This is a genomic window from Metallibacterium sp. (assembly GCF_054637675.1).
In genome coordinates, this window is sequence record NZ_JBTSRB010000078.1 from 1 (window position 1) to 8208 (window position 8208).

11 protein-coding genes are annotated in these 8208 nt (G+C 68.1%); 7 read left to right on the plus strand and 4 right to left on the minus strand.

Annotated elements, in window-relative coordinates:
* Together ACYDAT_RS15220 and ssb are read left to right on the plus strand one after the other, a co-directional pair.
* Positions 1 to 576 (plus strand): MFS transporter (locus ACYDAT_RS15220; RefSeq protein WP_461451198.1); only part of this gene is annotated, 576 nt, incomplete at its 5' end.
* Between the two features lie 175 nt (positions 577 to 751).
* Positions 752 to 1246: a single-stranded DNA-binding protein gene (gene ssb, locus ACYDAT_RS15225; RefSeq protein WP_461440891.1), complete on the plus strand. Its 495-nt coding sequence runs from the start codon at positions 752 to 754 to the stop codon at positions 1244 to 1246.
* A 19-nt stretch (positions 1247 to 1265) separates the two neighbouring features.
* Here the strand turns inward: ssb and ACYDAT_RS15230 are convergent, their stop codons facing one another.
* Positions 1266 to 2168, minus strand: a complete 903-nt coding sequence (locus ACYDAT_RS15230; RefSeq protein ID WP_461440193.1) for an acyltransferase — start codon at positions 2166 to 2168, stop codon at positions 1266 to 1268.
* A 236-nt stretch (positions 2169 to 2404) separates the two neighbouring features.
* Between ACYDAT_RS15230 and ACYDAT_RS15235 the strand changes: the two genes are divergently transcribed.
* From ACYDAT_RS15235 to ACYDAT_RS15255, 5 genes are all read left to right on the plus strand, one after another.
* Complete coding sequence (locus ACYDAT_RS15235) at positions 2405 to 2587, plus strand: heavy-metal-associated domain-containing protein (RefSeq protein WP_461451206.1); 183 nt, start codon at positions 2405 to 2407, stop codon at positions 2585 to 2587.
* Positions 2584 to 3489 carry a copper ion binding protein gene (locus ACYDAT_RS15240; protein WP_461451200.1) on the plus strand — a complete coding sequence of 302 codons (906 nt, stop codon included), beginning with the start codon at positions 2584 to 2586 and terminating at the stop codon, positions 3487 to 3489. Before ACYDAT_RS15235 ends, ACYDAT_RS15240 begins: the two co-directional genes overlap by 4 nt.
* A complete protein-coding gene (locus ACYDAT_RS15245; protein WP_461451202.1) occupies positions 3383 to 4447 on the plus strand; it encodes an HAD-IC family P-type ATPase in 1065 nt (354 codons plus the stop codon). Before ACYDAT_RS15240 ends, ACYDAT_RS15245 begins: the two co-directional genes overlap by 107 nt.
* Positions 4369 to 4932 (plus strand): HAD-IC family P-type ATPase, encoded by a 564-nt coding sequence (locus tag ACYDAT_RS15250; RefSeq protein WP_461440197.1) that lies wholly within the window; start codon positions 4369 to 4371, stop codon positions 4930 to 4932. Before ACYDAT_RS15245 ends, ACYDAT_RS15250 begins: the two co-directional genes overlap by 79 nt.
* A gap of 459 nt (positions 4933 to 5391) precedes the next feature.
* Entirely contained in the window at positions 5392 to 5580 is a 189-nt protein-coding gene (locus ACYDAT_RS15255; protein ID WP_461451208.1) for an oxygenase MpaB family protein, read from the plus strand.
* Between the two features lie 28 nt (positions 5581 to 5608).
* Here ACYDAT_RS15255 and metK read toward each other — a convergent pair whose 3' ends face one another.
* The 3 genes from metK to ACYDAT_RS15270 all read right to left on the minus strand — a co-directional run.
* Positions 5609 to 6871 (minus strand): methionine adenosyltransferase, encoded by a 1263-nt coding sequence (gene metK / locus ACYDAT_RS15260; protein WP_461440198.1) that lies wholly within the window; start codon positions 6869 to 6871, stop codon positions 5609 to 5611.
* Positions 6872 to 6999: 128 nt separating this feature from the next.
* On the minus strand, positions 7000 to 7986 hold the full coding sequence (gene dusB, locus ACYDAT_RS15265; protein ID WP_461440199.1) for a tRNA dihydrouridine synthase DusB: 987 nt from the start codon (positions 7984 to 7986) through the stop codon (positions 7000 to 7002).
* Between the two features lie 27 nt (positions 7987 to 8013).
* Positions 8014 to 8208, minus strand: a 195-nt coding sequence (locus ACYDAT_RS15270) for a macro domain-containing protein (protein WP_461451204.1), incomplete at its 5' end; no start/stop codon positions are given.

Below are 8208 nucleotides of genomic sequence, written 5' to 3' on the forward strand. Positions count from 1 at the left end.
CTGGTTCTGGATGTCTCGGCGTTCGTCCTGCATGGCCTGCTGACGCTGTTTTTCGTGGTCATGCCGCTGCAATTGGCACATGGACTGCACCTGGTGGTGGGGGCGCAGTGGCGGGTGTATGTGCCGGCCCTGCTGGCCGCGGGGCTGGTGATGGGCGTGACCTTGCCGCGCATGCGTGGGCTGCGCGCCAGTATACGCGCGCTGCAATTCAGCGCCTTGCTGCTGGCGCTGGGGTTGGCCGTGCTGGCATTTGCGCGTGGCTCGCTGGGCATGGGCATTCTCGGCGCGGTGCTGTTTTTCGTGGCCTTCAGCATGCTGGAGGCAAGCCTGCCCAGCCTGGTTTCGCGGCTGGCGCAGCCGGCGCGGCGCGGCGCGGCGCTGGGTGCGTATTCGGCGGCGCAGTTTTTCGGCGTGATCGTTGGCGGCACCAGCGGCGGCGTGCTGCTGGGCACGATCGGCGTGGCCGGGGTGTTCGCAACGGCGGCGATCGTGGCGCTACTGTGGTTCCTCATGTTGCTGCCGGCCGGTGCGCGCCTCGGCCAGCCGGCACCGGCAGGTGCACGGGGCGCGGGCTGACAGGGCGCGGCGCCAGCACGGCCGTATCTGCGTGCTAAAGTTTCAAACCTCAGAGGAAGGTCTGGACAGGTTCGGATCCTCCGCAAGCCATGGCTGGCTTGCCCTCTGGCAAGTCCACGAGGGGACTTGTTCAGAGGTTTCCTGATACTTCATCCTGCGACAGCGGAGAACGCTCATGGCACGTGGCGTCAACAAGGTGATTCTGGTTGGCAATCTGGGCGCGGACCCCGAGCGGCGCGCGACCGCGGGCGGTACTTCGGTCACCAGCCTGCGCATTGCCACCAGCGAAAGCTGGAAGGACAAGCAGACCGGCGAGCAGCAGGAGCGCACCGAGTGGCACCGCGTCAAGCTGTTCGGGCGTCTTGGCGACATCGCCGCCGAATACCTGCGCAAGGGCCGTCAGGTCTACATCGAAGGCTCGCTGCGCACCGACAAATACACCGATCGCGACGGCAACGAGCGCTACAGCACCGACATCATCGCCAACGAGATGCAGATGCTCGGTGGTCAGGGTGGTGGCGAGGGCGGCATGCGCTCCGGCGGCGCCGAGGCGGGCGGCGAAGGTGGCCAGCGGCGCGGCGGCGCACCCGCGGGGCGCAGCGCACCGGCCGCGGCCGGCGCGCCGCCAGCCGGCGAGGCCGGCTTCGAGGACGACGATATTCCGTTCTGACGCCTACCGTGCCGCAGCCTTATGCCGTGGTGTCGGCGAGCATGCGTACGATCAGCGCATCCTTTTCCAGCCACAGCATATTGACCCACTGCTGAAAACGCGCACGGAACGCGGTGTCGTTTTCGTAGTCGCCGCGCTGCAAATCGGCTGGGATCCGGCGCTGACGTACATACACGCGCACCTCGCGGATACGCCCGGCCATCAGGTCCATCAGCGTCGGTCGGCCGCCGGGATAGACCACGGTGACATCGAGGATCACCTGCAGGGCGTCGCCCATCGCATCCAGCACGAACGCCACGCCACCGGCCTTGGGCCGCAGCAGGTGCGCGAACGGCGACGCGCGTGCCGCGTGTTTCTCGGGTGTGTAGCGCGTGCCCTCGACGAAGTTCATCACCGTCACCGGCACGCCGCGGTATTTGGCGCATGCGCGACGCGTCGCCACGACATCGCTGCCGCGGCGCTCGGGGTGCTTCTTCAGCGTGGCGCGATCCAGGCGCTGCATGAACGGGAAATCCAGCGCCCACCAGGCCAGCCCCAGCACCGGCACCCAGATCAATTGTTTTTTGAGAAAGAAGCGCATGAACGGAATGTGCCGATTGAAGACCTTCTGCAGCACCGGGATATCGACCCAGCTCTGGTGATTGCTGAGCATCAGGTAGCTGCCGGATCGATTCAGCCCATCGATGCCCTCGACGTGGAAGCGCATGGGCGTCATCAGCCCGATCAGCGCGCTGTTCACGGCGATCCAGCTTTCGACGATGTGCGCCAGCAGCGCGGAGCAGACACGGCGCCAAGCCGACAACGGCAGCAGCGCCTTGAGCAGTGCCACGACCAACAGCGCCACGGTGTGCGAAAGCGTATTGCTGGCGATCAATAGAAAGGCCAGTGGAATCTGCAGCCAGAGTCGAAGGCGTGCGCGCATCGCGAGGTCGCTCGAACCGGACAAAGGCGAAGTATGCCGGCTCCGCTCGTGTCGTACTCCGCCAGGATTTCACGCGGCGCCCGGATGCCCCACTGCTGCAAGCGCGGGTGATTGCAGGCCCTGCATGTCGTGTCTATTGACTCTCAAGTTCAATCCAGGCTTAGCCTGCGTGCAAGCCAATCGAACAACGCGGAGAAAAATCCATGCAAGCACACGAGTAGCGATAGACGCTCAAGATCAGCGGCATGACCTGCGCGGGGTGCGCGCGCAACGTCACGCGTTTGCTGTCCCAGGTCGCGGGCGTGGCGGACGCCGAGGTCGATCTGGCGCGCGGCGAAGCGCGGGTGCGCGGCACCGCCGCGTTCGATGCGCTGGCGCAGGCTCTGGAGGGCGCCGGCTACCGCGCCGAACGGCCTTGAATGACGCTGCCGACATGCACGCCGCGCCTGCTCGGCGCAGCAGCCCGTCGGCAACCGCCGCGCGCGTGCAGTTGCCCGTCTCCGGCATGAGCTGCGCGACCTGCGTCGGGCGCGTCGAGCGCGCGCTGAGCGCGTTGCCGGGGGTCACCGCCAGCGTCAACCTGGCCAGCAATCGCGCCGAGGTGAGTTTCGATCCGGCGCGCGTCGGTGTCACGGCCATGGTCGAAGCAGTGCGCGATGCCGGCTACGAGGTGCCGCACGAAACGCTGGAGCTGGCCATCGTCGGCATGACTTGCGCGAGCTGCGCCGGGCGCGTCGAGAATGCGCTGCGCGGCGTGCCCGGGGTACTGCGCGCCAGCGTGAATCTGGCCACCGAGCGCGCCAGCGTCGAGGGTTTCGCCGGCGCGCTGCAGATCGCATCACTGGTTGCGGTGGTGGATCGCGCCGGCTACGGCGCCGAGTCGCTGACGGGCGACGTCGAGCGCGAACGTGCGCTGGCGCAGGCCGAGGCGCGCCGCGCGCGACGCCAGTTGCTGCTGGCCACGCCGGTGCAGTTCGGGTTCGGCGCGCGTTTTTATCTGGCGCTTGGTGCGCTCTGCGCGCACGCACCGGCAACATGGATCTCCTGGTCGCGCTGGGCACCTCGACGACGTACTTCTACAACGTCTATCTGCTGCTGGTTGCGCCGGGCGCGCATGGCTACTTCGAAGCATCCGCGCTGGTCATCACCCTGGTGCTGGTCGGCAAGTGGCTGGAGGCGCCAAACGCTCGACCACGGCGGCGTTGCGCGCGCTGATGACGTTGCGTCCGCAGCACGCGCGCGTGCCGCGCGGCGACGCGGAAATCGAGCTGCCGATCGCGGCGGTGGCGCTGGGCGATGTGGTGGTGGTGCGTCCGGGTGAAAAGCTGCCGGTGGACGGCATCGTGCGTCGCGGCCACGGCGATGTCGACGAAAGCCTGATCAGCGGCGAGAGCATGCCAGTGGCGAGAAGCGTCGGTGAGCGCGTGACCGGCGGCGCGCTCAACGGTGGCGGCTTGCTGCACATCGAGACCACGGCGGTCGGCGCGGAATCCACGCTGGCGCGCATCATCGCGCTAGTCGAGCACGCGCAGGCAGGCAAGGCGCCGGTGCAGCGCGCGGTCGATCGTGTCGCGGCGGTGTTCGTGCCGGTCACCCTCGGCGTGGCCGCGTGCGCGTTTCTGGGCTGGCGGCTGCTCGCTGGCGATGCCGCGGCCGGCATCATCGCGGCAGTCTCGGTGAGGGTCCTTGCCTGCCCGTGCGCGCTGGGCCTGGCCACGCCCACCGCGATGATGGTCGGCACCGGCGCGGCCGCGCGCGTCGGCATTCTGATTCGCGATGCCGCGGCGCTGGAGCAGGCGCATCGCATCGATACGCTAGTGCTGGACAAGACCGGCACGCTGACGCGCGGGCCCCCGGCGGTGACCGACGTGCTGGCCTGCGATGGCGACGCGCAGGCCCTGCTGGCGCTGGCCGCCGCCGCGCAGAGCGGCAGCGAACATCCGCTGGCGCGCGCGGTGCTGGAGCGCGCCGCGGGCATCGCGCGGCCCGCGCTGGAGCATTTCGAGAGTCACCCCGGCAGCGGGCTCAGCGCGCGCGTCGGCGGGCGCGCGATCATCATCGGCAATCGATTGCTGCTTGCAGCGTCATGGCATCGATCGCGCCGCGCTGGGGGACGCCGTCAGCGCGCTCGAGACGCGGGGGCGCACGCATGTGGATCGCGCAGACACAACCGCAGGCGCGCCTGCTCGGCGCCATCGCCGTGGCCGATCCACTGCGCGAGGGCGCCGTGGAAGCCGTGCGCCGGTTGCGCGCGGATGGCCTGCGCATCGTGCTGCTGACCGGCGACAACGCGCGCACGGCGGCGCAAGTGGCCGCAGCGCTGGGCATCGAGCGGGTCGAGGCGGAAATGCTGCCGGCGGCCAAGGCCGATGCGGTGCGCCGGCTGCAAGCCGAGGGGCGGTGTGTGGGCATGGTGGGCGATGGCGTCAACGATGCACCGGCACTGGCCGTGGCCGATATCGGCATCGCCATGGGCAGCGGCACCGATGTCGCCATGCAGACCGCGGGCATCACCCTGAAGCGCGGCGATCCCGTGCTGATCGCCGACGCCATCGAAGTCAGCCGCGCGACCTGGCGCAAGATCAGGCAGGGCTTGTTCTGGGCCTTCATCTACAACGCGCTGGGCATGCCGCTGGCGGCGTTCGGCCTGCGCAGCCCGGTGCTGGCCGGCGCGGCCATGGCGTTGTCCTCCGTCAGTGTGGTCAGCAACGCGTTGCTGCTGCGCCGCTGGCGGCCGCGCGCCGCGAATCACGAATCGGTTTGAGGGCGCGACCGTCACGTGCCCTGCATGGTGCGGCGCTGGCATGCGGCGATGAGCGATGCGCCTGCTGAGCCCGAACGGCCTTGCTGGGACAGGTCCGGCGCCTGACCGCGGCGGGCGGGCGGCGCGTGGATTTCACCCTGCTCGCCGGTGCACCGGGTTGGTTCGATCCCGAGTCGGTGTGCTGGCGCGTGCATGCTGATTTCGTGCCGATGCCGGTGGGCGGCATCCGCGCGCTGCTGTTGCGGGCGCTGCACCCGCTGGCGCTGGCGGCGGTGTGCGATCACTCCAATCTGCGCGGCGATCTGAGAACCTGTGAAAAACCCCCGCGCCTGCCGCGACTGACCCCGGACGTTTCCGGCTGCGTTGCGGGGATCCAGAAAATCGCTTGCGTAGACCCTGCTACGCGCGCGATTTTCCGCACCCCGCGCCTTGCCGGAGCCGCCCAAGGTCAGCCTCGCGGTGGGGCAGGGAATTTATTCACAGGTTCTGAGCGGACGGCTGGGGCGCACGGCGCTGTTCATCGCGGCCACGACTTACGGCGATACCGGCATGGTCGCGCAGGTGGTGACGCGGGTGCGTGCCGTCCACGCGCGCGCGCGGAATGGCGCCGGACGGTCGCGCTTATCACGCGGACGATCCGGCGCTTGATCGCGATCGGGGCGCCGCGCGGCGTGACTCAGCGTTTGCCGCGCTTCGCTGCCAGCTTGCGGTCGATGCCGGCCGCTTCGCGCAGCGCCTCGGCGCGGTCGGTCTTTTCCCAACTGAAGGCGGTGAACTGGGTGGACTTGCTCACGTCCTTGCCACTCTCGCGTTGCGTCCAGTGGTAGGTGTGTAGCTGCGGCGCGCGGCCGAAATGGCCGTAGCTGGCGGTGGCCTGATACATCGGGTGCAGCAGGTCGAGCATCTTGACGATACCCCAGGGGCGCAGATCAAAATTCGCGCGGATGAGTTTCTCGATCGCGCTGTCCTCGATCACGCCGGTGCCGAAGGTGGTCACCGAAATCGATGTGGGCTGCGCCACGCCGATGGCGTAGGAGATCTGGATCTCGCAGCGCTCGGCGAGGCCCGCGGCGACGATGTTCTTGGCCACGTAACGCGCCGCGTAAGCCGCCGAGCGATCGACCTTGGACGGATCCTTGCCGGAGAACGCGCCGCCGCCGTGGCGTGCCCAGCCGCCATAGCTGTCGACGATGATCTTGCGCCCGGTCAGGCCGCAGTCGCCCACTGGTCCGCCGATGACGAACTTGCCGGTCGGGTTGATGTGGATCTTGCTGGCCGGCAGTGCTTCAAGCCATGCCTTGGGCAGCACCGGCTTGAACACGTGCTCGCGCACCGCCTCGACCAGATCCTTGTGCTTGATATCGGGGTCGTGCTGGGTGGACAGCACCACGGCATCGAGGCCGATGATCTTCTGGTCGTCATAGCGCAGCGTGACCTGACTCTTGGCATCGGGGCGCAGCCACTTCAGCTTGCCGGCCTTGCGCACCCTGGCCTGCTGTTCGACCAGGCGATGCGCGTAGTGGATCGGCGCCGGCATCAGCTCGCTGGTTTCGCGGCAGGCGAAACCGAACATCAGGCCCTGGTCGCCAGCGCCCTGCTCCTCGGGCTTCTTGCGGTCCACGCCCTGGGCGATGTCCGGTGACTGCTTGCCGATCAGATTGAGCACGGCGCAGGTGTGGCCATCGAAGCCGATGTTGGAGGTGGTGTAGCCGATGTCGTTGATGACCTTGCGCGCCAGCGCCTCGATGTCCACCCATGCATTGGTGGTGATCTCGCCGCCGACGATGGCGACGCCGGTCTTGACCATGGTCTCGCAGGCCACGCGCGCGTGCCGGTCCTGCGCCAGGATGGCGTCCAGCACGGCATCGGAAATCTGATCCGCAAGCTTGTCCGGGTGGCCTTCGGAGACCGACTCGGAGGTGAAGAGATAGCTGCTCATGAAAATATCCTTTGATCAGGATGGAGAGATAAAACTGGCGCGCATTGTAGCCACATCCATTGGCGAGTGGATGAATCGGGTTGCGCTGCGCGCCATTGTTGAATCGACGTCCAGACGTCCAAACATTTTCATGCCGCGCGCGCGGCAAAATCAGCCAGCGCGGCGAAGTACGCGCGGGTCAGGCGCAGTTGCGTGGCCGCATCGGTGGTGGCGTTGACGACATGGCGAAACGCGGCGTTCTCGGGCCGATCCCTGGCGTACCAGCCCAGATGCTTGCGCGCGATGCGCACGCCGGCTTCCTCGCCGTAAAACACGTACAGGGCTTCCAGGTGATCACACAGAATCGCGCTGATCGCATCCGGCGCAGGCTCGGGCGGCAGCGTGCCGTCGTCGAGAAAGCGCGCGATCTGGCGGAATATCCACGGTCGACCCTGCGCGCCGCGGCCGATCATCAGCGCATTGGCGCCAGTGGCGGCCAGCACCGCGCGCGCTGCGGCCGGTGTGCTGATGTCGCCGTTGGCGATCAGCGGAATGCGCACGCTGGCCTTGACCGCGGCCATGGTGGCGTACTCAGCCGCGCCCTCGTACTTATCGGCGCGCGTGCGCCCGTGCACCGCCAGCGCGGCGATGCCGGCGTCCTCGGCGATGCGCGCGATGCGCACGGCGTTGATGTTTTCGCGGTTCCATCCGGTGCGGATTTTCAGCGTCACCGGCACCGCCACAGCCGCGACCACCGCGGTCAGAATGCGCGCCACCAGCGCCTCGTCCTGCAGCAGCGCCGAGCCGGCCCACACATTGCACACCTTCTTGGCCGGGCAGCCCATGTTGATGTCGATGATCTGCGCGCCATGATCCACGTTGTGGCGCGCGGCCTCGGCGAGCACGCGCGGATCGCTGCCGGCGATCTGCACGCTCACTGGCTCGGGCTCGCCGGCGTGGTCCATGCGATGCAGTGACTTGACGCTGCCCCACAGGCGCGGATCGGAATGCGTCATCTCGGACACGACCAGCCCCGCACCCATGCGCTTGCACAACAGGCGAAACGGTTTGTCGGTGACCCCGGCCATGGGCGCGAGGATCAGCGGCGGGTTGATGCGGTAGGGGCCGATCTGCATCGGCGGATTGTAGGTGTTGCGCGAGGCTCAGTCCTCGACCAGCGCCACGTCCAGCGCGGCGGCCGCGGCGCGATAGTGCGAGGCGCCCTCGTGCGTGCGGGAACACAGCAGCACGCGTGTCACCACATCACTGACGCACGCGCGCAGCGCGACCAGCGCCACATGAGCGGCTTGCGCATAGGGGTAGCCATAGACGCCGCAACTGATCGCCGGAAACGCCAC